Raw genomic sequence first — 24,473 nt, forward strand, 5'->3', positions numbered from 1 at the left:
CGCTTTTTGTTTCACCAGCGCCGGGGGTCATACTCAAATCAATCTGCCGTGGGGGGCGTTCCCCGGGCGTTGCCTATTCGGAGGGCCAATATGACTTCCGCACTCGTTCCCGATGTGCCGCAATACGGCCGGATAAGGCGTCCTCTACCCTACGGCCGATCAAGGAACGATCAGGGCACGGCCCCGGATGGTCAGGTGACGCTGCGCGACCTGCTGCGCATCATCCAGCGCTACCGCACGATGATCCTGGTGATTGTTGGAGTCACGACGCTGGCGGTCGTGGTCCAGCAGATGCTGTCCCCCACGCTCTATCGGTCGAGCACCAATGTACAGGTCGAACTGATCGACCAGGTGGGCACCAACCAGGCGGACGTCAATTCACGCAACGCCGAACGCGTGGCCAACGCCGTGCGCCTGCATCGGTCCGGATCGGCGGCGGAACAGGTCATCAAAGACCTGAACCTGCTGCACAATCCCGATTTCCTGAAGGAACTGGGCAACCCGCAGCTGACCGGAAAGCCGCTGTTGCAGGCCGGCATCAACAAGCTGACCTCAATGATCACGATTGATTCGGAAGCCGGATCGGACCTTATCGAGATCGCCGTGGTCGCCCGCTCTCCCGAACTGGCGGCGGACATCGCCAACGAGATTCCGCCGGCCGTCCGCGCGCTGCGCGGTGCCAAGTCGAACGAGCGGCGCGGCGAACTGCTCGCCTCGCTAGAACAGGAACAGCAGGCCCGGGGCCGCACGGCGCAGGCATCGGCCCAACTGGTGGCCGATTTCCGCACGCGCAACCACATGCTGGCCGGCGCCGGCACCGATGAGGATCTGAACCAGATCAACCGAATCGCCGTGCAGAGCGCCGCTGCCACCGCCGCGCGCGATGGTGCTGCCGCCCGCAGCGCCGGCATCGCCCGCGCCGCCGCGATCCAGAGCACCGCAACTGCGACCTCCGCCGCTCTCAACGCGCTGGAACAACGCCGAGGCGAACTGGTGGGCGAAGCCTCGAAACTCAGCACCAGCCTTGGCCCTAACCATCCCGATGTGAAGCGCGTCAATTCGCAGCTTGCGGCCGTTGACCAGAGCATCGCACAGGAACGCAACACCGTTCAGGCCGCCGCCGCAGCAGATGCCGGCGCCAAGGGCGCGCAGATGGCGCAGATCGCCCGTAGCGAGGCCGATGGCGATTCCGCGCAGGCGTCGCGCCTGGAAGGCATCGTCGCCGGCCTCAGTTCGATGGCCTACAAGAACACCGTAAACCGCGTGGAACTGGACAAGCTGCTGCGTCAGGCCGAGCTGGACGACGATGCCTTCAAGTCGATCTCCGCCCGCATCGAACAGGTCCGCGCGCAGATGCAGATGGAAGGCGTGTCCTCCTCCGTCGTTTCGCCGGCCGTGCCCAATTACGATCCGATTGCACCCACCCCGCTCAAGCTGGGTCTTACCGCCTTCGTCGGGTCCGCCATTCTGGCGCTGATGATCGCCTACCTGCGTGACTTCCTGGACGATCGCCTGCGGACCAACGCGCAGATCCGCCGCCAGTTCGGCCTGCCCACGCTGGGCATGCTGCCGCTGCTGCCGCGCGACCTGCCCGTCGATCCCAAGGAAAGCCCGGTCATCACCGAGCCGCAGTCCCTCTTCGCCGAAGTGGCCCGCTCCACTTATACCGAAGTGCGCGGGCTGCAGCGAAGGGCCGGAGTGCAAGTGGTGCTCGTCACCTCGCCCCTGCCGGGCGATGGCAAGTCCACCGTCTCTCTCACGCTCGCCGCCGCCGGCATTGCCCTTGGCGAACGGACGGTGGTGCTGGACCTCGATTTGCGCAAGCGCGGGGCCCTGCAGCAGTTGCAGAACGAAACCACCGCGCCCGATCTGGTGGATATCGTCTGCGGCCGTGCAGAGCTGGACAGCCTGGCGATCCCGCAGAAGGGCAATCCCTACGATTCGCCCGAAGCGAGCATGTCCGGCGAAAGCGTCGCCAACCAGATCGTGCTACTCAGCGCCAAGGAGCCCGTGGCCGAACCGGCGGTACTGCTCTCTTCCAACCGCCTGCGGACGCTGCTTTCACAGCTTCGCGAACGGTTCGACCTGGTGATCATCAACGCCCCGGCAACGCTGGCCGTGCGCGATGCCCGCGCCATGTGCAACTTCGCCGACCAGACGGTGATGGTGGCCCGCTGGGGCGTAACCACGGGCGACCAGATGCGGGCCGCGCTGGAATCGCTGGACGACAGCGTGGGCGGCGTGATCTTCGATCAGGTCGACTATGCCGAACATGCTCGCCGCCGTTATGGCGACTCCGTGCAGTACTACGCGGATTCGGCGACCTACTACTCCTCGCCGGTTCCCGTGCACGAAGCCTGGGCCGCACGCGTCCGCCGCTTCTTCCGCGGCCACTCCTGGCGCCCCTCCGAAGTGTGAACGCCCCGGCAAAGTACCGACCCGGAAAGGATTGAACTCTTATGCGACGCCTTGCGATCCGGGCGCTGGGCGCCGCGCTGCTGATCCCTACCCTGCCACTTCTGGCCGGCCTGGCACTGGGCGTTCGCCTCTCCATGGGCAAGCCGGTGATGTTTCGCCAGCAACGCGCGGGTCTGGATGGAAAGCCGTTCACCCTGTTCAAGCTACGCTCCATGCGGGACGCGAACGGGCCGGACGGTCGCCCGCTTCCCGATGAGGCACGCGTGACCGGCTTCGGACGCTTTCTGCGCCGCAGCCGGTTGGACGAACTGCCCGGGCTGTGGAACGTCGCGCGCGGAGACATGACTTTCGTCGGCCCCCGCCCGCTGCTGCCCGAAACCATCGCCGGGTTGGGATCAAGGGGCGTGGCACGCGGCAGGGTCCGCCCCGGACTGACCGGCTGGGCGCAGGTAAACGGCAATACCCTACTTTCGCTGGACGAGAAGATCGCGCTCGATCTCTGGTATGTCGAGCGTGCCTCAGCCTGGCTGGATATGCGGATCCTTGCCCGCACGGTTTGGGTGATGATCGGCGGAGAGCGGCGGCAGCCGGCGATTGCGCTGGCTTCAGGTGCCCCAACTGCGGAGTGATCGGGCCGGCCCGGTTCCTCGTTGTTGCATGCCATCCAGTTCGATCGAATCCAGCGTATCCACCACGGCATCGGCGGCATGGGCGGCGGTAGGCGGATCGCCGCGATGGATGCGCCCTTCCCGCAAGATCTGCACCGTGCGCCACCCGCGCGCACGGGGCCCGACGAAATCCTTGGCGCCATTGTCGGCGATATAGACATGGTCCTGCGGTGCCCGGCCGGACCACCGCTCCATCAGTGCGAACGGCATCGGGTGCGGCTTTCCGCAACCGGGCGGCAACATGCCGGTCAGCACCAGTCGGCCCAGCCGCGCGGCAATGCCCAGCGCACCAACCTTGCCAGCCTGCATCCGCGCCGGTCCGTCGGTAATCAGCCCACCCGATCGCCCGTCGATACGATCCAGCAGCCGGGCGGCATCGGGGGCAAGCGTGATCTTCGGCCGGTGACGGCGATAGAGTTCGACCAGATCGGCAATCGCAATTCCGGCGCCTGCGGCGTCCAACGCGGCCAGCGCGTGATCGAAAATGGAACCGCGCACGCCTTCGTCCAGCAACCGCGTGCATTCTTCGGCAAAGCCGGTGATCCCATGCCGCGATTCCAGCCGGCGGCCCACCGCAGCAAATCCGCTCAGCGCGAAATCCCGTTCCAGGTAGAGCGTATCGTCCAGATCGAAAACCACGACGCAATCGCCCGGAAGGACGACGTCAGCCACGGAACACGGCCGCGTCGTAGCGCACCATGGTCACGTCCTCGCGCCAGTCCTGCGTCGCGCATTCGGTGCCGCCCGTCAGGATGGCCAGCAGGCTTTCGGCATAACGGCCACCGGCGTGATCGGCCAAAGGATAGCCGCCGCCGAAGCGAGCATTGATCTCGAACACGCATGGGCCGCGCTGGGGGTCGTCGATCAACTGGAAGCACAGCACGCCCCGCGCCCCGGGCAGCGCTGCCGCCACGCCTTCGGCAATCGCGCCGAACCGGTCATCGCGCGTGGTCACGCCTTTCTCTACTTCCCCGCCGCGCACCAAAAGCCGGCGATGGGGAATGGCTGAAAGCATGCGCCCGGCCGCATCGATATACATGTTGACCGTATATTCGGGCCCTCGCAGCAGTTCCTGCACCAGCATCGGTTCGGGATAGCCGGCGGCAATATCCTGCGGCCCTTCCAGCACGCCGATGCCCCGGCTGGCACTGCCGCCCACCGGCTTGGCAAAGGCCGGCCAGCGCCATTCGTGGGGCACAGCGCGCACCTCGTCCATCGGCGCGGTGCGCGGCACCGGCACGCCCGCTGCTGCCAGCACATCGATGGTCCGCTGTTTGTCGCGCACCACCGCCACCGTATCCGGGTCGCTGACATGCACCTGCGTGCCCAGTTCGGCGAAAAGCGCTTTCGCGCCGGCAAGCGCCTCCAGCTCGGTATCGATCGTGGGCACCAGAAGGTCGATCCCCTCCCGCGCGCAATAGCCCAGCAGGTGATCGACGTAAGTAGGATCGGTGCAGCGCGGCACCGCGAAAGCCACATCGGCATCCATGCAGGCAGCGCTCAGCTCGGGCACGAAATCGCAGGCATGGATGTGCGCGCGCAGTCCCAGCGCCTCGGCCGCGCGGCGGAAACAGCGCGTGAGTTCGACCCGCCGCCCGGCGGACGTGAACAGAATGCGGATGTGCCGCGCGGAAGTGGTCATCGGCGTGCCTCCGCCGCCCTGGCGGCAACCTGCAGATGTCCCGGGTTCCTGCGCCAGGCCTTGCCCGATGTCGCCACCGCGCCCAGCAACTGATCCCACCGCCCTAGCACGCGTTCGGGCGCGAAACGCGCCATGGCCTCCGCCGCAGCCATGCCCATCCGCTCCCGCGCGGCACGGTCCTCGATCATCTCGCAAATGGCAGCGGCCAATGCCTGCGAATCGTCCGGCGTAACCAGCAGGCCGGTACGTCCGTGCTCCATCATGTCCGCCGGGCCGAAATCGCAGTTGGACGAAACCACCGGCAACCCGGCCGCCATCGCTTCGGCCAGCACATTGGGAAATCCTTCATAGCGGGACGAAAGCACGAAGAGGTCACATTCGGCCACCCATCCGCGCGGAACCGGGCTCAGCCCCGGCAGCCGTACCCGTCCTTCCAGCGACAATGTGGCGATGGCCGCTTCCAGGGCCGCGCGATCGGGCCCCTCTCCCCGGATCGTCAGCGTCCATGCAGGATGGCGTGCGGCGATTGCCGCGAAGGCACGCAGCAGCACATCGAATCCCTTCTGGTGCGCGAGCCGGCCGACCGCGCAAATCCGCCGCGCATCGCCAGATGAAGGAAAGACGTCTGGAGGGGCGACGGGATTGGGAATCGTCACCAGCCTGCGGCGGACAGCCACCGGAAAGCAGCGGCGCACCGCCTCCGTCTGGCAAACGATGGCATCCGCGCGGCGATAGAGCAGATCCAGCCCGCGAGTCCAAAGCGGGTGCATGTTCTGCCGTTCGGGATTGTTGCGCTCCGCACAGATCAGGCGTGTGGCGGTGCCCATCGTCGCCAGCGCGGCGATCAGGTTGTTCTTGGTCAGGAAGGAACAGAGGACCGAGGGGGCCGATTCCGCCAGCACCCGGCGCAGCGCCACTACACGGCCGGCCACCCCCATGGCGCCCCTGCCTCCACCCAGGCGGCGCACGGCCGCTTCGCGCGGAAGCTGGTGATAGACTGGCACTCCCGGCTGGTCGAAGGCGATTATCGTGACGCGATGCCCCACCGTGCACCAATGCCGCGCAAGCTGGGCGATGACTTGCTCCGCCCCTCCTGCCCCCAACCCGGAAGCAAGGATCGCAACGTGCATCGGTTCGTTCTCTTGCACCAAGTGTGGGCCTGCGCGCTTTGCTTCTGACCGGTCGAAATTAACCCAAGGGCGAGAGGGCGAAATCAGGTCATGCGGTCTAACCCTTTATTGGCGAAGGGAACTCGGCCCCTTCCCGGCATCGGAGGGGATCGTCATCCAGAGTGATTACGCCCTAATCGCGCTCGCCGCGGGCACGGGGGGGAGACAGAATTGGGTGGGATCGAATGTCCGCGGGGAACCCGATGATGCTGGACGAAACGCGCGAAATGCTCGGCGATGACGAGCGGCTGACCGGCCGAAGCCGGGACGCGCAGCCCCCGTTTCCCTCGCTGGCGGGCTTCGCCTTGCTGGCATTTCTGCTGGCCTGCGTGCTGGGCCGCATGATGTCCATGCCGCTGGGACGGGACGAGAACCTGTTCATCGCCGTATCGGCGCTATCCAGCGGGGCCGACATCTACCGGGATCTCGGCTACAATCACCTGCCGCTGCTGCCCTGGCTGCTGGGTGCGCTCTACTGGATTACCGGCGCCGCGCGGTACCTGTTGATGGGGCGCCTGCTGGTCTTCGTCGGGTGGATCGCGGCGCTTTTCGCCCTCTGGTTCGCGGCCCGGGTAACGCGCGCGGGCGCCTGGGGCTTTCTGGCCGCCGCCGTGCTGCTGCTGTGCAATGTCTTGCTGCTGGGCGCGCCGGGCATGCTGGCAACCAACAATTTCCTGCCGGTTCCGCTGACCCTGTTCGCCATCGGTTTCCTGATCCTGGGATTGGACCGCGACCGCCCCTCCGCCCTGTCCTGCCTGATCGCGGGCATCTTGGCGACGGGCGCCATCGCGCTGAAGGTGAACTACATCTTCCTTGCCCCCTTCCTGGCGCTGACCACGGTGCTTGCCCCCAGCTCGCGCCCGCTCGGCCAGAGACTGATGCAGGGTACGCTGCCTCTGGCGCTGGGCGGGCTCTTCGCGGGGATGCCGGTGTTGCTGGCAATGGCCAGCGACCCGCAGGCGTTCTTTGCCCACACGCTGCGCTATTTCACCCAGGTGCAGCCCGAATACTGGGCCATTTCCACAGAGCCCAAAGTGATGACCACGGCACAGAAAGTGCTGCTTGGAGAAGACATCTGGACCGCCAACGCCACGTTGCTGACATTGGCGGGCATCGCGATCCTTGCCGCGCTGCCATTCCTGCGCAGCGGCGTGCAGGCCGGGATCGCCACCTTGTTCTCCTGGCCCGTGGTGCTGACGGCGTCTCTGGGCGCGATGGGCTTCGTGATCGCCTTCGTCCCCTCACCCTCCTTTCCGCAATACTTCGTGCCGCCGATCCCGTTCCTGCTGCTGCTGCTGCTGCTGCTACGCGCACGTACGGCGCCGATCGACCGGCCAGCCGCCGATGCGGTGCTGCTGGCGCTGATGCTGGTTGCGCTGCTCTGCGCCCTGTCTCGCTTGGGGCCCGGGCTCGTCTCATTGGCCCGGCCGGCACGCTGGGAGCCGGTCTCGCTCCACCGGGATGCGCGGGCCCTGGCGCGCGAGGCAGGATTTACCGGCGGCGAAGCGGCGGTCACGCTGTCCCCGGCGATTGCACTGGAAGGCGGCTTCACGGTCCCCCGCGAATTCGCCGCCGGCCAATTCGTCTACCGCGTGGGCGACCTGATCGCGCCGACGGACCGCCAATACTATACCACCACGTCGCCGACGCGGCTGGTGGCGTTCCTCGATTCCGCGCCCCCGCCTGCAATTCTTGTGAACGGGGACGAGCCGCTGGAGCAGGCCTTTGCCGACTATGCCCGCACGCGCGGCTATGCGGAGTTCGTCAGCCAGGGCAAGCACAAGGAACTGCGCCTGTTCCGGCGACCGGCCGCCAATACCGTGGCTGTGCGATAGGAGCCACCGCAGCAGCGCCATATACCGCTTGCGGCGATTATGGACGCGCGCGCCGTCCGACAATTTCCCGACACACCGCCTATCTGGGCATCCATCTGGCCACCCCATGTGGATGATCCGCGAACCTCCGGGTCGCCCAGACTGCTGCTATCGTGCCGTCGCCGCGCAAAAATGCCCTTGGGGGCATTTGCCAAACAGCTTCTTAGCCCTTTGGTGCCCCTGCTGGCTAAAGCTGCCTACCCCCGATGCCCATTTCATCGGACGCGCGCTCTGCCCTTAACCTTGGCCTCATCCAGCGGACAATTTCCTCTGAAATTTCCGTGTCCGGAGAGACTGTTATGAAAGTCGTCCTGCTTGCCGGCGGCCTTGGCTCCCGCCTCGCCGAAGAAACGGTTCGGATCCCGAAGCCCATGGTCGAAGTGGCCGGGCGACCGATCATGCTCCACGTCATGGATATCTACGACCATTGGGGCCACAACGACTTCATCGTCGCCTGTGGCTACAAGGCCATGGCGATAAAGAGTTTCTTCCAGGATCTTCACCTGATGTCGAACGACTTCACGGTGGGCATCGGCAATGGCGAGATGGCGCTGCGGCCCACATCCAAGGTCGATTGGCGGGTCTCCGTGGTGGACACGGGCCTGGCAACGATGACCGGGGGACGCATTCGCCGGCTGAAATCGTGGCTGGATGACGAGACTTTCATGGTCACCTACTCCGACGGGGTGGGTAACATCGATATTACGGCGCTGCTGGAATATCACCGCGCGCACGGCAAGCTGGCCACCGTCACCGCCGTGCAGCCCCCCGCACGCTTCGGCAATCTTGAACTGGGCGAATGCGCCGGCAAGGGCGGCCAGGTCGTCGAATTCACCGAGAAGGTGGTCAAGTACGAAACCTGGATCAACGGCGGCTTCTTCGTCTTCGAACCGGGCGTGCTGGATTACCTGGTCGGCGACGAGGAGCCGCTGGAACAGGCCCCGCTCACCCGCCTTGCCCACGACGGCCAGCTGATGGCCTTCAAGCACAAGGGCTTCTGGCATCCGATGGACACCGTGCGCGATCGCGACACGCTGGAAAAGCTGGGCACCCAGACGCTGCCGCCGTGGATGGATTTCGAAAATGGGCAGCCGGTGCTCAGCACCGATGGCCCCAAACTGCAACATGCCTGACGAAGGCTCTCCGGATCAGGCGCTTGCAGCGGTATACCGTGGCAAGCGGATTCTGGTGACCGGCCATACCGGCTTCAAGGGTGGCTGGCTGTGCCTCCTGCTCAGGCGACTGGGCGCCGAGGTTTCTGGGATCGCCTTGCAACGCCCCCCGCAAGGTCCTGACTTTTTTCACGCGGTCGACCTTGAGGGGCTGGTCGACCACCGAGTGGCGGACATTCGCGACGCCGCCGCCTATCGCGCGGCCTGCGACGGGCTGGCGCCGGACCTCGTGTTCCACTTGGCCGCGCAGGCGCTGGTGCGCCCGTCCTACGACGATCCGGTGGAGACTTTCGCCACCAACGTCACCGGTACCGCCGTCGTGCTCGATACGGTGCGGCGGATGGACACGGTGCGCGGCGTCGTCGTCGTCACCAGCGACAAGTGCTATGACAACCGCGAATGGGAATGGCCCTATCGCGAGAGCGACGCTTTGGGCGGGGCCGATCCCTACAGCGCGTCGAAAGGCTGCACCGAACTGGTGGCCGCCGCGTTCCGCCGTTCGTACTTCGCCGATCCCTATCGCTGCCAGATCGCCACCGCCCGCGCGGGCAACGTGATCGGCGGGGGAGACATGTCGGTGGACCGGCTACTGCCCGACATCGTGCGCGCCACCATGGATGGGGCCGCCGTGACGATCCGCAACCCGGCCAGCGTGCGCCCGTGGCAGCATGTGCTGGAACCGCTCACCGGATACCTGATGCTGGGCGCAAAGCTGCTGGGCGGCGATGCCGTCCGCTACGCCGAAGCGTTCAACTTCGGCCCCAGTGCAGAAGGTTTCATCGACGTGGAGGCACTGGCCCGCCGCTTCCAGCATGCCTGGGGGCCGGGGGTTGCGCAGATCGCTTTCGGCCACCGGCCCGACGATCCGCACGAGGCCGGAATGCTGACGCTCGATTCCAGCAAGGCGCATGCCCGCCTTGGCTGGCGGCCGCGCCTGACGACCGAGCAGGCCGTGGCGATGACGGCCGAATGGTACCGCGCCGCCACCCGCAGCGGACCCGACATGCGCGCCTTCACCGAGGCGCAGATCGCCCGATATTTCGGCACTTTTGCCCGAACCGACCAGCACGAAACCCATCCTCAGGGAGGATCAGCAACGATATGCGCGTGAACTATGGCCAGACCGTCCATGGCGAGGAAGAGATCGCCGCCGTCGTCGAAGTGTTGCGGACGTCGACCCAGATGGGCCCGAAAGTGCGCGCCATGCAGGAACAGGTGGCCGCGCTCTTCGCCAAGGGCCACGGGATCATGGTCAATTCCGGATCCTCGGCAAACTACCTTGCGGTGGAACTGCTGAACCTGCCCGAAGGCAGCGAGGTAATCACCCCTGCCCTCACCTTCGCGACCACCGTGGCCCCGATCGTCCGTTCGCGGCTGGTGCCGGCCTTCGTGGATTCGGCAGTGGGCACCTACAATATCGATGTCGACCGCATAGAGGCGATGATCGGGCCGAATACCAGGGCGATGATGATCCCCTCGCTGATCGGCAACCTGCCCGACTGGGACCGCATCCGTGCGATTGCCGATGCGCACGGCCTGATCGTGGTGGAGGACAGCGCCGATACGCTGGGCGCCACGCTGCGCGGCACCAGCACCGGCACGCGTTCGCATATCTCCACCACCAGCTTCTACGGATCGCACGTGATCAACGCGGGCGGCAACGGCGGCATGATCTGCGTTTCGGACGAGGATCTGGCCCGCCGCGCGCTGCTGCTGCGGTCATGGGGGCGGACGAGTTCGCTGCACGTCGATTCCGAAAGCATCGACAAGCGCTTCAACGTCGCGCTCGACGGCATCGACTACGACGCCAAGTTCCTGTTCGACGAACTGGGCTTCAATGTGGAGCCTTCGGAAATGGGCGCGGCCTTCGGTCTGGTCCAGCTGAAGAAGCTGGAAACCAACATCGCCGCGCGCGAACACAATTTCCGCCGCCAGTTCGATTTCTTCAAGACCTATGAGGACTGGTTCGAACTGCCCCGGCAATTGCCGGAATCGCGCACCGGCTGGCTCGCCTTCCCGCTGACCATCCGCGCGAACGCGCCGTTCACGCGCACGCAGATGCAAATCTGGCTCGAACAGCGCGACATCCAGACGCGCCCGGTCTTCACCGGCAATATTCTGCGCCAGCCGGCCATGCAGGGCGTTACCGTCAAGGCCGCGCCCGAGGGTTATCCGGTGGCCGACGCGGTGATGATGGGCGGCATCCTGCTGGCCTGCCACCACGGCCTGACGGAGGCACACATCGATTACATGCACGAATGTTTCGAAGGCTTCGTCGCCTCCCTTTCGTCATCCCCCCGTTTCGAGGAGGCAGCCGATGCTTGAACAACTCCACCGCGCCGATGTCGATGGCAGCGTGCTGCACACCTGCCGGGCCTGTCTGGCGCCCGATCCGTACCTGTTCCTGCCGCTGGGCGATCACGCGCCGGGCCAGATGCTGATCGCACCGGAAGATCTCGACAAGCCGCAGCCGGCCTTCCCGCTGAACACGCAGGTCTGCCTGCAATGCGGGCTGATCGAGATTGCCGATCAGGTTCCGGCCGACTTCTTCCGCCACTACCTCTACGTCCCTTCGGGCGCCACGCGGATGCACAGCCATTTCGCCGGGCTGGCCGAAGTGCTGGCAGAGCGCGCCGATGGCGGGTTGATCGTCGACATCGGCAGCAACGACGGGCTGCTGCTTTCCGGCTGCAACGCGCTGGGCTGCCGCACGCTGGGATTCGACCCAGCGGAGAACATCGCCGCTATGGCGGCCGAGCGCGGGGTGGAGACTTTCGTCGATTACTTCCATCCGCAGTCCGCCGCTCAAGTGCTGGAAGAACGCGGCCCGGCCAAGGTGATCGTCACCACCAATACCTTCAACCACATCGGCGACTTGCGCCGGTTCATGCAGGCGATCGGCGTGCTGCTGGCCGAAGACGGCACGTTCGTCATCGAAGTGCCACGCGCGATGGAATACATCGATCACACCGAATTCGATAATATCTATCACGAGCATGTGTCCGAATTCAGCCTGCTCTCCATCGCGAAGCTGGCCGGGTTCTTCGACCTTGAAGTGACCCACGCGCAGTCCCTGCCCGATATCCACGGCGGTTCCATGCGCATCTTCATCAACCGCAAGGCGATGGGCCTTGGCCCCAGCGACGAGGCGCAGGCGATGCTGGCGGACGAAGTCGCCGGCGGGATGCTGCTGCGCGAAACCTACGACGAACTGGCCGGGCGCGTCGCGGCGATGGGCACCGACGTGATCGCCATGCTGGACGAAATGAAGGCAAAGGGCCTGAAGATCGCAGGCTACGGCGCCAGCGCGCGCGGCAACACGTTGATCACCCACTACGGGATCGACACGAAGTATCTGGATTTTCTGGTCGACAAGAACCCGCTGAAGCACGGGCTCTATTCGCCGAATACGCGCATCCCGATCCGTCCCGTCGAAGCGATCGAGGAGGAACAGCCCGACGTGCTCTTCGTGCTCGCCTGGAATTTCTTCGACGAGATCTTCGAACAGCAGGCCGCTTTCCGCGCCCGCGGCGGACGGTTCCTGGTGCCGCTGCCGGTGCCGAGGATCGTTGCCTGACGGGGAAAGAAAGAACTGCCCGCCACGTTTCCGGGAACGAATGGGCTGGACGGAAAGGGTACCGAGGTGAGCAAATCAGTCTCGCTGGTTACAGGTGCAGCCGGCTTCATCGGCTCGCACCTTTCCGCGCGCCTGTTGGCGGAAGGGGACGAAGTCCACGTCTTCCAGCGCCCTGCCTCCTCCCTGGCGCGGCTTTCCGCGATTGCGGACAAGCTTGTGATCCACCGCCTGGACCTTTCGGACAAGGCCGCCGTGGCCGAGCGCGTGGCCGCGATCCTGCCCGACCGCGTATTCCATCTTGCCGCCGAAACCCGCCTTTCGATCGAGCCGAACTTCGCCAACGCGCGTGAGGCAATCGGGCTTTATGTCGATCCCGCGCTCAATCTGGTGGAAGCGCTGGCCGATCTGCCCGATCCGCCTTCCGTGGTGATCCGCGGCGGCACCATCGCCGAATATGGCCGTGTGGCGCTGCCCTACAGCGAAACCGGCCGGGCCAGTCCGCTGACGCCCTATGGCATGGGAATGCTGGCGGCGACCAACTGCCTGGGAATGCTGGCCCCCGCGCTGCCCTTTCCCGTTATCACCGCAAGGCTGGCGCTGTGCTATGGCCCCCGCCAGTCCTGCAATTTCCTTGTGCCGGCGCTGATCGACGCGGTACTTGCCCAGCGCCAGATCACCGTCCGGCGGCCCGACGACCGGCGCGATTTGCTGCATGTGTCCGACGCGGTCACCGCGTTGGTGCGGATCGCGGAACTGGCCCCCAACGACTGCACGGTCGTCAACGTCAGTTCCGACATGGCGCCGACGATGCGCGAAGTGGCCCGGCGCGTCGTCGAACTGACCGACTGCGATCCCGCATTGATAGCGATGCACCGCGCGCTGCCTGGCGAAAGCCCGATGGAACTGCGCTGCTCGGCCGAACTGGCACGCGTGCGCTTTGGCTGGGAACGGCAGATCGGGCTTGAGGAAGGGCTGCGGCAGACGATCGCGGCCGAACAGCGAATGCGCAGCATGGCGGGGTCGGAACGGTGAGCGGAGAACCAAAGACCCTGATATCGATCCTGGTGCCCGCGCTGAACGAGGAACAGAACGTCGTGCGCTGCTACGAGACGATCGTGCGCGTCTTCGAAAAGCTGCCCGAATACAGTTACGAGATCATCGTTACCGACAATCATTCGACCGATCGAACCTTCGAACTGCTTGAAGAACTGGCTGCCAAGGATCGCGGGCTGAAGGTCATCCGCTTTTCGCGCAATTACGGTTATCAACGATCGCTGCTCTGCGCCTACAAGGCGGCAACCGGCGCCTGCTCCATCCAGCTTGACTGCGATCTGCAGGATCCGCCCGAACTGATCCCGGAAATGCTGCAGCTCTGGCGGCTGGGCCATCAGGTCGTCTACGGCATACGCCGCAGCCTGCAGGACAATTTCTTCGTCGCGACCGCGCGGCGCGCCTTCTACCGGTTCATCACCTGGATCAGCGACGACGAACTGCCGGTGAACGCGGGCGAATTCCGCCTGGTCGACCGGCGGATTCTGGTGGAACTGCACAAGGTGGACGATGCCTCCCCCTATCTGCGCGGATTGATCAGCGCGATGGGCTTTTCGCAGATCGGGCTGGAGTACGACCGCGCCGACCGCGCGGCGGGCGAAAGCAAGTTCCCGCTGAAATCGATGATCTCGCTGGCGGTGGACGGCGTGCTGAACCATTCGCTGCTGCCGCTGCGCTTCGCCTCGATCTCCGGCATCATGATCGGGGCGCTGACGCTGTTGCTGACTTTCGTCTATCTGGTCGGCCGGGTGTTTCTGGGCCAGCACTGGCCCGCCGGTTTCGCCACCACCACGATCCTGTTGCTGATGTCGATTGCCATAAACTCGATCTTCATGGGCATCCTGGGCGAATATGTCGGCCGCCTGTTCCTTCAGGCCAAGAGCGCCTCGAATCCCATCGTGGAAAGCCGGCTGAACTTCCCCGAAGTGGTCACACTGGTCGCCCGCGAAACACGATAAGGCGCGTCAACACGAACAGCACCGCGGCATAGGTGCACACTGCCAGCCCCTGCAGCAGCGCCGGCTGCGCCGCGGCACCGGACGATCCCAATCCAGCCGCCCGGCCCAGCACGATCACGGCAAGGTTGGCGCCATAGGCAGTAAGAAACGCCAGCACATAGCGCACCAGTTCGCCGCCATCCGGCCGGTGCCGCGCGCGGAAGGTCAGCCTGCGGTGCAGTGCCCAGGAAATCGGCAGCCCCATCGCAAAGCCCGCGACATTGGCGGCATAATCGCCCAGCCCGGCGTAAAGCCAGCACAGGATCAGCGCATAGCCGATCGCGGTATTGGCCGCCCCCACCAGCACGAAACGGATCAGCGTGGCCAGTTCGCCGCGCCATGTCGTCGCAGGCGGCAGGCCCTGTCTCATTCGGCTGCGAGCGATGATGGCTCGACCTCGCCGGCCTCGACCTCGCCGACCCCGACCTCTTTGGCATAAAACCCGCGATACCAGTCGGCAAAGCGCTGGAGCCCTTCCTCCAGCATGACTTGCGGGTGATAGCCGGTCAGCGCGTTCAGGCGGCTGACATCGGCATATGTGGCGGTAACGTCGCCCGGCTGCATCGGCCGCATGATCTTGACCGCATCGCGGCCCAGCGCCGCTTCCAGCGCGGCGATCATGTCCATCAGTCCCACCGGCCGACTGTCCCCGATGTTGAGCACGCGGTGCAGCGGATCGTAGTCTCCACCGCCCGGCGGATTGTCCAGCGCGCCGATCACGCCGTCGACGATGTCGTCGATATACGTGAAGTCGCGCGCCATCTTGCCCTCACCGTAGACCTCGATGGGCTCGCCCGCCATGATCTTTCCGGTGAAGCTGAAATAGGCCATGTCCGGCCGGCCCCAGGGACCATAGACGGTGAAGAACCGCAGCCCGGTCTGGGCGAAGTGGTAGAGCCCGGCATAGGCATGGCTCATCAACTCGCACGAACGCTTGGTGGCGGCGTAGAGCGAGACGGGCGAGACGGTGGCGTCATCCTCCGAAAATCCCTGCCCGTTCAGCGACCGGTCGCCATAGACCGAGCTGGAAGAGGCATAGACCAGATGCTCGAACCCCGGCGCGTGGCGGCAGGCTTCCAGCACCGAAAGATGGCCCGCAAGGTTCGAATGCTGATAGGCGAAAGGATGCGAAAGGCTGTAGCGCACGCCCGCCTGCGCGGCCAGATGCACCACCCGCCGCACGCCCGCCTTGCGCATCAGCGCCGCAAGCGCATCGGCGTCGGCCACGTCCATACGGTGGAAAGTGAAGCCGGGGTGCCCATCGAACGTCGCCAGCCGCGCTTCCTTCAGCGCGGGGTCGTAGTAGTCGTTGACGATATCGACGCCGATCACCCGCTCGCCGCGCGCCAGCAGCCGGTGCGCAACGGCATGGCCGATAAAGCCGGCTGCACCGGTGACAAGGACAGGGGCCGGTCCCGGCGCGTGTCCGGCGCCTGAGCCAAGGGCAGAGACGGCGTTGTCGAGGCTGGCGTTCACTGGACTGGCTCCCTTCGGCAGCGACGCGGCGCGACTGTGGCACAGGCGCCTGACACTATGCGAAAAGTGCGGGGCGATGCGCGGACGGGCAATCCCTCCTAAGGCGATGGCGACGTGTCATTGGGGAGCGGCCACCATCTCCTTCGGCGTAAGACCCCGTTGGGAGGATGCCCCACGGCGGTTCAAAGCTCACAGGCCCAAAGGACACTGTTCCAGAATCGTCGCCGGGCCCGCCATGGCGGAGGCGTTGGCGCCCTTACGCCGCGCCGATGCCTTGCAGCTTCATGTGCAGGGTGTGGTGATCGAAGGGCTTGATCACATATTCGTCCGCACCCGCTTCGATGCCCTTGCGGATATCGCCGTTTTCGGAGTTGGTGGTGCAGAACACGACCTTGGGCCGGTGCGTGCCCTGCATCCCGCGCAGCGCAGTCACGAATTCCAAGCCGCCCATTAGCGGCATGTTCCAGTCCAGCAGGATCAGATCGGGCATCGCGGCCACGCACTTGCTGAGTGCTTCCTCGCCGTTTTCCGCCTCCGACACGGTATAGCCCAGCGCCTCCAGTATCCGGCGCGACACTTTGCGGATCACGCGCGAATCGTCCACGATCAGACCGCGCCGGCCGCGCGGCGCTTCCGGTGCGGCGGTGGGCGCCGGTTGAGGTACTTGCACGGGCGCAGCCTCGGCCGTGGGACGCGCGGGCGCCTGAGAGCGCTTGATCAGACCTTCAAGAATGACACTTACTCCCTTGCTCACGCGTTCTCGTTGGCCTGAAGGACATTGTCGTGGGACTGGAGGATCTTGGCGACCTTCTTGGCCGTCTCGATCACTTCCTGCTTGTCCTCGGCCACCGGCTCGGGCCGGGGCAGCGATTCGACGTTGAGTTCAGACGGCGTCATGCGGACGTGGATATAGGGCATCCAGATCTCGCCGAATTCGGCCTTCTGGTACCACAAGTCCACGACATCGTAGGAAACCCAGAATCCGCTGGGATCCTGCAGCCTCACGCCCTCGCCGATGCGGGGCACGGCGGCGAACCGCACGGTCTCCTGCGTCTGGCGCGTCTCGTTCTGGACTTCGATCTCGATCACCGCACGGTCTCCCTCGCTTGCCCGACAGGCTAGGGGGAAATCCTTGCTGAAAAGGAAATTTTACCAAACTTGCGCGCAGGGATCGTTGCGAAGCGGCAAAACGCCGGTTTCCGGTCTCCGCGAATGCGCCCGCCTATACTCTTGGTTAATTTATTGCGCCGCATAAGCCCCCGGGACTGCCTGGGGCGCAGCCTTGGGTTTGGGGGCTCTTTAATGGACGAATTGCTCGAAGACTTCGTCGCCGAAACCCGCGAAATGCTGGAAGCGCTGGGGGGCGAACTGATTTCCTGGGAGGAAGACCCGGGCGATCGTGCGCGCCTCGATTCGATCTTCCGCTTCCTGCACACCGTGAAGGGCAATTGCGGCTTCGTGGACCTGCGGCGCCTGGAAGCGCTCAGCCATGCGGCCGAGGACGCGCTGGCCGATGTGCGCGCCGGGCGTCGCACCGCTGACGCCGCGCTGGTCAGCGGCGTGCTGGCGGTGATCGACCGCGTGGGCGACATGGTGGACGCGATCGAAGCGGGCGAGACGTTCCCCGAAGGCGGTGACGAGGCATTGACCGCCGCGTTGCAGCCCGCTGCCTCCCCGGTGACCGCATTGGCCGCCCCCGCCGCGCCTGCCGCCTCCGCCGGATCGCGCACCGCCCAGCCGCAGCGCACGATCCGCATCCCGGTCGAACTGCTGGACAAGGTGATGAGCGGCGTTTCCGACATGGTGCTGGCCCGCAACGAACTGTCCCGCCACTTGCGCGAGAGCCAGGTGGAACCGCAAGTCCACGAGCCGTTCGACCGCCTCTCCGCGATCATCGCCGATGTGCGCGATGCGATGACGCGCACGCGGATGCAGCGGGTGGAGAGCCTGTTTTCCGGCCTGCCCCGCATGGTGCGCGATCTGGCCGCCGAACTGGGCAAGCAGGTGCATGTGGAAATTGCCGGCAACGACGTGGAGCTGGACCGCGAGATGGTGGAGATCATCCGCGACCCGCTGACCCACATCGTGCGCAACGCCATCGACCACGGCATCGAAGTCGTGCCGCTGCGCCGCGCAGCGGGCAAGCCGGAAGTCGGCCGCCTGACTGTCTCCGCCCGCCAGACCGGCAACAAGATCCTGATCGACATCGTCGACGACGGACGCGGCATCAACGAAGCACGCCTGATCGAAAAGGCCGTGACTGCCGGTATCATCGGCGCGGACGAGGCGGCTCGCCTCAGCCGATCCGAAGCTTTCGAACTGATGTTCGAGGCTGGCCTTTCCACGGCCGAGACGGTCACCGCGATTTCCGGGCGCGGCGTCGGCATGGATGTGGTGCGCGCCAATATCGAACGCATCGGCGGCTCGATCGAGATCGATTCGACGCCCGGCATGGGCACCCGCGTCACCCTGCGCGTGCCGCTGACGCTGACGATCATTCCCGCCGTCACCCTTGGCATCAGCGGCCAGCGCTTCGCCATCCCGCGCAGTTCGGTGGAGGAGATCGTCCACCTGACCGAAGGCACGCTGGAGATCGACGAAGTGGGCGGCGCCATGCTGGCGCGCATTCGCGATCGCCGCCTGCCCTGCCTCTCGGCCGGCCGCGTGCTGCGCCTGTCGGACGATGCCTGCGACGCGTCGCGCCCGGTCATCGTGCTCCGCCACGCCGGCGGCGGCTATTTCGCGCTGATGGTGGACGAAGTTTTCGGGCACGAGGAACTGGTCATCAAGCCCGCCGCGCCTGCAATCATCGCCACTGGGCTCTACGCCGGCACCACACTGACCGACGATGGCCATCCGATCCTGCTGCTGGAAGTGAGCGGCATGGCGCGCGCCGGCGGCCTTGGCGTCGACGCCCTGGAACGCCGCGCGCGCCTGCCCGACCTTGGCCCCGCCCTGCCCCGCCGCACGATGCAGGTCCTGCTGTTCGACGCGCTGGACGGTACCCGCCGCGCCATGCCGGTGGGCGTGCTGGACCGGCTGGAGGAGGTCTCTCCCGATGCGATCACCCTGGAGGGCGACCGCAAGCTGGTGGTGATCCGCGAAAGCATCCTGCCGCTGGACGGCCTTACCTCGCTGAGCGAAGTGGGCGAAACCCTGCGCCTGCTGCGCCTGACCGACGGGCGCGACGCCGACGAGCGCCGCGAGATCGCCTATGCCGTGACCGAAGCGCTGGAAATCCGCGATGTGGATGCCGCCGTGATCGCATCCGGCGGTGCGGAGGATGAAGATCCCATCGTCCTGATCGACGGCGTGGCAACGCGGATCGTGGCGCCCTACCAGCTTTTCGCGCGCCATTCGCGCACGCCCTCGCGCGTGGTCCGGCCGGTGTGCCGCCTGCCTGCCGACGATGCCTGGATCCAGAATTTCGTGCGCCCGATGGTGGAGGCGGCCGGCTATCGCGTGATCGCGGCAGACACGCCGGACGAAGCCGATCTGGCCATTCTTGCGCACGATCACGGGCTCGACGCCAAATCTGCGCGCGAAGTGATCCGCCTGCGCGCCGATCCCGGCGAGACGGGCGATTCCAGCATCTACCGCTATGACCAGGCCGCGCTGATGGGTGCGCTGCGCCGCCACGCCGGGAGGGCCTGAGCATGGGAGAGCTTCTCGTCATCGTCACGCTGGCCGGCCGCCACATCGCATTGCGTTCGCGCGATGTGCAGTCGGTCATCACGCTGGAAGTCATGACCCCGGTGCCTTGCGCACCGCCGCATATCGCCGGTCTTTCCGGCCTGCGCAGCCGCGTGCTGACGGTAATCGACGGCCGCCGCGCACTCGATTTGGGCGAAAGCGACCGGCGCGGAGCCGGCGCCCCGGCCGCCGTCATCGTCCACGAAGGCCACTCCTACGCCCTGCTGCTGGACGAAGTGGAGGACGTGACCGAGGCATGGAGCCAACCGGAACCCGTCCGCGCCTGGATGGAAGGAAATTGGGCGGCCATGTCGCACGGCCTTGTCGAAACCGCGCTTGGCCCTCTGTTGGTGGCAAATGTTGCTGCCCTGATCACCGGCCCAGAACATGAAATTCTCGCCACGACCCACCCCGCTTAAACTCTTGGTTACGTAAAACGACTAGTATCGGGCTCTGGGGATAAGGAAGCGTACTATGAAAACCTGCCTGATCGTCGACGACTCGCGGTTGATCCGCAAGTTCTCGCGGCAATCGATGGAGGCGCTGGGCTTCACGGTCAGCGAAGCCTGCGATGGGCAGCAGGCGATGCTCAGCTGCGAAGTGGCCATGCCCGACGTGATCCTGCTGGACTGGAACATGCCGGTGATGAGCGGCATCGAATTCCTGCGCCTGCTGCGCCAGACCGGCCATTCCAACCAGCCCAAGGTCGTGTTCTGCACCACCGAGAGCGATTCCGCGCATATCGAAGCGGCCATCGCCGCCGGTGCGGACGAATATGTGATGAAGCCGTTCGATCACGATACGCTGCACATGAAACTGCAACTGGTCGGCGTGGCCTGAACCCAGAGCTTTCGCCGATGCCCCTGCCTTCGCTGCGCCGGCGCAACGCCCGCGTAACGCTGTTGCCGCCCGTGCGGCTGATGATCATCGATGATTCGCTGGTGGCCCGCACCGCGCTGAAGCGCATGGTGGAAGGGGCCGACGGCCTTGAAGTCACCGCCATTGCCAGCAACGCCGAAGCAGCGCTGGAGGTCCTGCGCGAAAGCCGCGTCGATGTGATCCTTCTCGATCTGGACATGCCCGGCATGGGCGGGCTGGAGGCGCTGCCCCGCCTGATCGAACGCGCACGCGGTGCACGCGTGCTGGTCGTCTCCTCGCTCACCGTCGATGGCGCGGCGGACACGCTTTCCGCGCTGGCGCTGGGCGCCGCGGATACCATTCCCAAGCCCGTCGCACGCGGCTTTCACGGCGACTATCGCGATCTGCTGCTCGGCAAGATCCGCGAACTGGGCCATGCCGCCCTGCCCGCGCCGCACGCCTTGCGCCGTGATGCCCCTTCGCCGCCGAAGCTGCGCAAGCCCATTGCCGCCGCGGCCCAGAAAACAGCCCATCTCCCCGCCGAAGTGCTGGCCATCGGCGCCTCCACCGGCGGCGTCCACGCGCTGGCCAGCCTGTTCGCGGCGCTGCCCCGGCAACTGGGCGTGCCCGCGGTCATCACCCAACACTTGCCGCCCGCGATCATTCCCTATTTCGCGCGCCAGATCCGCACCGCCTCCGGCTGTGAAACGCTGCTTGCGGAAGACGACATGCCGCTGGAGCCGAACTGCGTGCTGATCGCCCCCGGCGACGCGCACATGGCTTTCCGCCGCAAGGGCGAAGCGCTGGTCGTGCGGCTGGATCGCACACCCGCGCCCAGTGGCTGCCTGCCCTCTCTGGACGTGATGTTCGCCTCCCTCGCGGAAGAAATGGGAGACCGCACGCTGGGCGTCGTGCTTTCCGGCATGGGGCGCGACGGCGTGCTGGGTGCGGCCCGTCTGGTCGCGGCAGGCGGCGCGATCCTTGCGCAGGACGAGTCCAGCTCCGCCGTGTGGGGGATGCCCCGCGCGGTGGCGGAAGCCGGGCTTGCCAGCGCCGTACTGCCGCCCGAACAACTGGCCCAGCGCGTGATCGCCGGGATCGGAGCGCTGTCATGCAAGTGAGCCTCGCCTCCGAACGGTTGTTGGCCGATCTGCTGAAGGCGCGCACCGGGCAGGAACTGCCCGACAACCGCCGCTGGCGCATCGGATCGGCGCTTTCCGGCCTTTGCCGCGAATATGGCATCACCAGCATCGACCAGCTGATCGCCACCTTCTCGCCCACGCGCCAGACCACGCTGGCGCGGCAGATGGTGGAAGCCCTGCTGAACAACGAGACCTATTTCTACCGCGACCGTGCGTTCTTCGATTATCTTACCGGCCAAGTCCTGCCCTCGCTGGCCGAAACGCGGGCGGAGACCCGCACCCTGACGATCTGGTCGGTGGGCTGCTCCACCGGGCAGGAGGCGCTGACGCTGGCAATGATCTTCGCCAGCCAGGAAGCGCGCTGGGCCGGCTGGACGATTTCCATCCTGGGCACCGACGTTTCCGGATCGGTGATCGAAGTGGCGCGCAAGGGCGTCTACACCCCGTTCCAGATCCAGCGCGGCCTTGCCATGGGCGAGATGATCAAATGGTTCGAGGAAACGCCGCAAGGCTGGCGCGTGCGCGAACGCCTGCGCCGCATGACGCGGTTTGAGGAGCACAACCTGCTCGAACCCCTGCCCCCGCTGCCCGGCGGCCAGTCACCCACCTTCGATATCGTGCTGTGCCGCAACGTGCTGCTCTATTTCGATGCCGCCACGCGCGAACGCGCCTTCGCGCGCGTGGCCAATGCGCTGGCTCCCGATGGCTGGCTGATGCTGGGCGCGGGCGAGACGACGCACGGGCTCACCGACCGACTTGCCCCCGAACGCGGCGCCCCCGGCTTCTTCCGCCATGCGAAGATCGCGCGCCGCACCCGCGCGGCTTAAGTCTTATTTAAGCGTAATTCCCTAGGCACTTGCTCCATAGTTTGCCGCTGTCTTCTAGGGGGAAGAGTGCAATGACCGAAATGGCTGCCGCGCCCAAGCGCGACTGGTTCTGGCGCCGGTCCATCGTCACCAAGATTCGCATTATCATCGGCATCTTCCTTGTCATGTCGGTGACGATCGCCGGGGTCGCCTCGATCGCGCTGACCAAGGTGAAGGACGATGCCGCGCTGACCGCGAAGCTGCACGGCTCCGCGCTGAGCGCCGCCGATGCCTGGACCGACATCGCCCAGGCCATGCAGCAGCTGGATGCAGTGCGCGCCAAGGACACCGGCATCGATGCCGCGCAAGTCACCGCCACCCGCGCGCTGGTCAAGTCCGCCACCGACAAGCTGGGCAAGGCGCGCATCGCGCTGGACAATGCCGATCCCGGCATCGACCTGCTGTTCGATCACCTGACCCCGGCGCTCTCCGGCTTCGACGCGCAACTCGCTGCCAGCCAGGCGCAGGACGCCGCTACCTCGGATCCCTCCGTCGCGATGGCCGACATTTCCGGACAGGTGGCGCAGATCAAGGACGTGCTCGCGCAGCGGACGACCGCCATCGAAGGCAGCCGGGACAGCTTCATCGGCTGGACCGAACTGCTGATGTTCGTCTTCGCCGTGGTCGCCGCGCTGAACGGCGTGTTCGCGCTGATCATCACCCGCCGCAACATCACCGGCCCGCTAGCCGACATGGCCGACGCCATGGTGAAACTGGCCGAGGGCGACCGCGAGATCGACGTTCCCGGCACCGATCAGGTGAACGAGATCGGCGACATGGCCCGATCGCTGGAAACCTTCCGCCGTGGCTATTTGCGCCTGGACAAGATGCGTAAGGAGGCCGCCGCCGCCGCCGAAGTCGAGATCGCCCGCCAGGAAGACTTGCGCCGCGAGCGTGAGATGGCGCGCGACCAGCGCAAGAAGATCGTGCTCGATCTGGCCGAGAAGTTCGAACAGAGCGTGGGTGAGATCGTCAGCGGCGTCGCCTCTGCCTCCAGCCAGTTGCAGTCCACCGCGACCTCCATGGCGAAGTCGGCCGAGCACGCCGCCTCCACCACCAGCGAAGTGTCGACCGCGATGGGCGAGGCTTCGGCCGGCGTCACCGCCGCTGCCGCCGCCAGCGACGAGTTCGCCATGTCGATCCACGAGATCAGCCGTCAGGCCGCGACGTCCGCCGAACTGGCGCGGCAGGCCAGCGAGACGACCGCCAATGCCGATGCCACCATCGCCAAGCTGGCCGTCTCTGCCGAGCAGGTGGGCCAGATCGTCAAGCTGATCCACTCGATCGCCCAGCGCACCAACCTGCTGGCGCTCAATGCCTCGATCGAGGCGGCACGCGGGGGCGAGGCCGGCCGCGGCTTCGCGGTCGTGGCGGCGGAGGTCAAGGAACTGGCCGCGCAGACCAGCAAGGCCACCGACGAAGTGGCCGCGCAGATCGGCGAGATTCAGGCATCGACCACCGGCAGCGTCGCGGCTCTCCGCGCCATTGCCGAGGACGTGGCGCAGCTTGAAGCCACTTCGGTTTCCATCGCCGCTGCCGTCGATCAGCAGTCGGTCGCGGGTCAGGACCTTGCCCGCAGCATCGACCTTGCCGCGCGCAGCACCGACGATGTGACCGGGCGCGTGGAAGACGTGCGCGAAACCTCGCTGGCGACCGGCGCGGCGGCATCGCAAGTGCTGTCGTCCTCCACTGAACTGCAACTGCAGGCCGCGATCCTGAAGAACCAGGTCGAGCGCTTCCTCGGCTCCATCCGCAGCCCGGACATGCCGGAGGATCGCATTCCTTCCTATCCCGTCCAGCATGACTGGGAACGCGAAGTGGAAGCGGCGGAATAAGCGCCGAAAACGAACCGACGCCGGGCGGGGTCAAT

Annotated in this window: 22 protein-coding genes; 15 read left to right on the forward strand and 7 right to left on the reverse strand. The window is 65.9% G+C overall.

Annotated features, from left to right (window positions below; all coding sequences use genetic code 11):
* The first annotated feature begins 90 nt into the window (after window positions 1-90).
* Window positions 91-2,418 (forward strand): GumC family protein, encoded by a 2,328-nt coding sequence (locus tag ACZ1JC_RS24185; RefSeq protein ID WP_465137745.1) that lies wholly within the window; start codon window positions 91-93, stop codon window positions 2,416-2,418.
* 41 nt (window positions 2,419-2,459) lie between these two features.
* Complete coding sequence (locus ACZ1JC_RS24190; protein ID WP_465137744.1) at window positions 2,460-3,047, forward strand: sugar transferase; 588 nt, start codon at window positions 2,460-2,462, stop codon at window positions 3,045-3,047.
* On the opposite strand, the gene ACZ1JC_RS24195 is transcribed toward ACZ1JC_RS24190, so the two are convergent.
* The 3 genes from ACZ1JC_RS24195 to ACZ1JC_RS24205 are packed head-to-tail and all read right to left on the reverse strand — an operon-like array spanning window position 3,024 to window position 5,858.
* Entirely contained in the window at window positions 3,024-3,758 is a 735-nt protein-coding gene (locus ACZ1JC_RS24195) for an HAD family hydrolase (RefSeq protein WP_465137743.1), read from the reverse strand. The genes ACZ1JC_RS24190 and ACZ1JC_RS24195 overlap by 24 nt on opposite strands.
* The gene (locus ACZ1JC_RS24200) at window positions 3,751-4,728 is read right to left on the reverse strand and encodes an ATP-grasp domain-containing protein (protein WP_465137742.1); all 978 of its coding nucleotides are present in this window, start codon (window positions 4,726-4,728) and stop codon (window positions 3,751-3,753) included. The genes ACZ1JC_RS24195 and ACZ1JC_RS24200 overlap by 8 nt, the downstream gene beginning before the upstream one ends.
* Window positions 4,725-5,858 (reverse strand): glycosyltransferase family 4 protein, encoded by a 1,134-nt coding sequence (locus ACZ1JC_RS24205; protein ID WP_465137741.1) that lies wholly within the window; start codon window positions 5,856-5,858, stop codon window positions 4,725-4,727. Before ACZ1JC_RS24205 ends, ACZ1JC_RS24200 begins: the two co-directional genes overlap by 4 nt.
* A gap of 224 nt (window positions 5,859-6,082) precedes the next feature.
* Here ACZ1JC_RS24205 and ACZ1JC_RS24210 point away from each other — a divergent pair, with 224 nt between their 5' ends.
* The 7 genes from ACZ1JC_RS24210 (at window position 6,083) to ACZ1JC_RS24240 (ending at window position 14,529) form a co-directional block, all read left to right on the forward strand.
* Window positions 6,083-7,732, forward strand: a complete 1,650-nt coding sequence (locus tag ACZ1JC_RS24210; protein WP_465169079.1) for a glycosyltransferase family 39 protein — start codon at window positions 6,083-6,085, stop codon at window positions 7,730-7,732.
* A 338-nt stretch (window positions 7,733-8,070) separates the two neighbouring features.
* Window positions 8,071-8,904, forward strand: a complete 834-nt coding sequence (gene rfbF / locus ACZ1JC_RS24215; RefSeq protein ID WP_465137739.1) for a glucose-1-phosphate cytidylyltransferase — start codon at window positions 8,071-8,073, stop codon at window positions 8,902-8,904.
* A complete protein-coding gene (rfbG, locus tag ACZ1JC_RS24220; RefSeq protein WP_465137738.1) occupies window positions 8,897-10,054 on the forward strand; it encodes a CDP-glucose 4,6-dehydratase in 1,158 nt (385 codons plus the stop codon). Before rfbF ends, rfbG begins: the two co-directional genes overlap by 8 nt.
* Window positions 10,045-11,268, forward strand: a complete 1,224-nt coding sequence (locus ACZ1JC_RS24225; protein ID WP_465137737.1) for a DegT/DnrJ/EryC1/StrS family aminotransferase — start codon at window positions 10,045-10,047, stop codon at window positions 11,266-11,268. The genes rfbG and ACZ1JC_RS24225 overlap by 10 nt, the downstream gene beginning before the upstream one ends.
* Window positions 11,261-12,520 (forward strand): class I SAM-dependent methyltransferase, encoded by a 1,260-nt coding sequence (locus ACZ1JC_RS24230; RefSeq protein WP_465137736.1) that lies wholly within the window; start codon window positions 11,261-11,263, stop codon window positions 12,518-12,520. Before ACZ1JC_RS24225 ends, ACZ1JC_RS24230 begins: the two co-directional genes overlap by 8 nt.
* Window positions 12,521-12,586: 66 nt before the next feature.
* Window positions 12,587-13,552, forward strand: coding sequence for an NAD-dependent epimerase/dehydratase family protein (locus ACZ1JC_RS24235; protein WP_465137735.1), 966 nt, complete (start codon window positions 12,587-12,589; stop codon window positions 13,550-13,552).
* Window positions 13,549-14,529, forward strand: a complete 981-nt coding sequence (locus tag ACZ1JC_RS24240) for a glycosyltransferase family 2 protein (RefSeq protein WP_465137734.1) — start codon at window positions 13,549-13,551, stop codon at window positions 14,527-14,529. The genes ACZ1JC_RS24235 and ACZ1JC_RS24240 overlap by 4 nt, the downstream gene beginning before the upstream one ends.
* On the opposite strand, the gene ACZ1JC_RS24245 is transcribed toward ACZ1JC_RS24240, so the two are convergent.
* The 4 genes from ACZ1JC_RS24245 to ACZ1JC_RS24260 form a co-directional block, all read right to left on the reverse strand.
* Complete coding sequence (locus ACZ1JC_RS24245) at window positions 14,501-14,938, reverse strand: GtrA family protein (protein WP_465137733.1); 438 nt, start codon at window positions 14,936-14,938, stop codon at window positions 14,501-14,503. The two genes, ACZ1JC_RS24240 and ACZ1JC_RS24245, sit on opposite strands and share 29 nt — an antisense overlap.
* Entirely contained in the window at window positions 14,935-16,044 is a 1,110-nt protein-coding gene (locus ACZ1JC_RS24250; protein WP_465148435.1) for an SDR family NAD(P)-dependent oxidoreductase, read from the reverse strand. Before ACZ1JC_RS24250 ends, ACZ1JC_RS24245 begins: the two co-directional genes overlap by 4 nt.
* Before the next feature lie 256 nt (window positions 16,045-16,300).
* Window positions 16,301-16,714: a response regulator gene (locus ACZ1JC_RS24255; RefSeq protein ID WP_465138503.1), complete on the reverse strand. Its 414-nt coding sequence runs from the start codon at window positions 16,712-16,714 to the stop codon at window positions 16,301-16,303.
* 80 nt (window positions 16,715-16,794) lie between these two features.
* Window positions 16,795-17,133 (reverse strand): hypothetical protein, encoded by a 339-nt coding sequence (locus tag ACZ1JC_RS24260; protein ID WP_465137732.1) that lies wholly within the window; start codon window positions 17,131-17,133, stop codon window positions 16,795-16,797.
* A gap of 213 nt (window positions 17,134-17,346) precedes the next feature.
* On the opposite strand from ACZ1JC_RS24260, the gene ACZ1JC_RS24265 reads away from it, so the two are divergent.
* The 6 genes from ACZ1JC_RS24265 to ACZ1JC_RS24290 all read left to right on the forward strand — a co-directional run bounded on the left by ACZ1JC_RS24265 (window position 17,347) and on the right by ACZ1JC_RS24290 (window position 24,438).
* The gene (locus ACZ1JC_RS24265) at window positions 17,347-19,698 is read left to right on the forward strand and encodes a chemotaxis protein CheA (protein ID WP_465137731.1); all 2,352 of its coding nucleotides are present in this window, start codon (window positions 17,347-17,349) and stop codon (window positions 19,696-19,698) included.
* A 2-nt stretch (window positions 19,699-19,700) separates the two neighbouring features.
* Window positions 19,701-20,156, forward strand: coding sequence for a chemotaxis protein CheW (locus ACZ1JC_RS24270; protein WP_465137730.1), 456 nt, complete (start codon window positions 19,701-19,703; stop codon window positions 20,154-20,156).
* A gap of 55 nt (window positions 20,157-20,211) precedes the next feature.
* The gene (locus ACZ1JC_RS24275; RefSeq protein ID WP_395327372.1) at window positions 20,212-20,577 is read left to right on the forward strand and encodes a response regulator; all 366 of its coding nucleotides are present in this window, start codon (window positions 20,212-20,214) and stop codon (window positions 20,575-20,577) included.
* A gap of 17 nt (window positions 20,578-20,594) precedes the next feature.
* Window positions 20,595-21,716, forward strand: coding sequence for a chemotaxis-specific protein-glutamate methyltransferase CheB (gene cheB / locus ACZ1JC_RS24280; RefSeq protein WP_465137729.1), 1,122 nt, complete (start codon window positions 20,595-20,597; stop codon window positions 21,714-21,716).
* Window positions 21,707-22,564 (forward strand): CheR family methyltransferase, encoded by an 858-nt coding sequence (locus ACZ1JC_RS24285; RefSeq protein ID WP_465137728.1) that lies wholly within the window; start codon window positions 21,707-21,709, stop codon window positions 22,562-22,564. The genes cheB and ACZ1JC_RS24285 overlap by 10 nt, the downstream gene beginning before the upstream one ends.
* A gap of 71 nt (window positions 22,565-22,635) precedes the next feature.
* Window positions 22,636-24,438: a methyl-accepting chemotaxis protein gene (locus ACZ1JC_RS24290; RefSeq protein ID WP_465137727.1), complete on the forward strand. Its 1,803-nt coding sequence runs from the start codon at window positions 22,636-22,638 to the stop codon at window positions 24,436-24,438.
* The last annotated feature ends 35 nt before the right edge of the window (window positions 24,439-24,473 follow it).

This window comes from Sphingomonas sp. BL-S-28, from assembly GCF_055521515.1.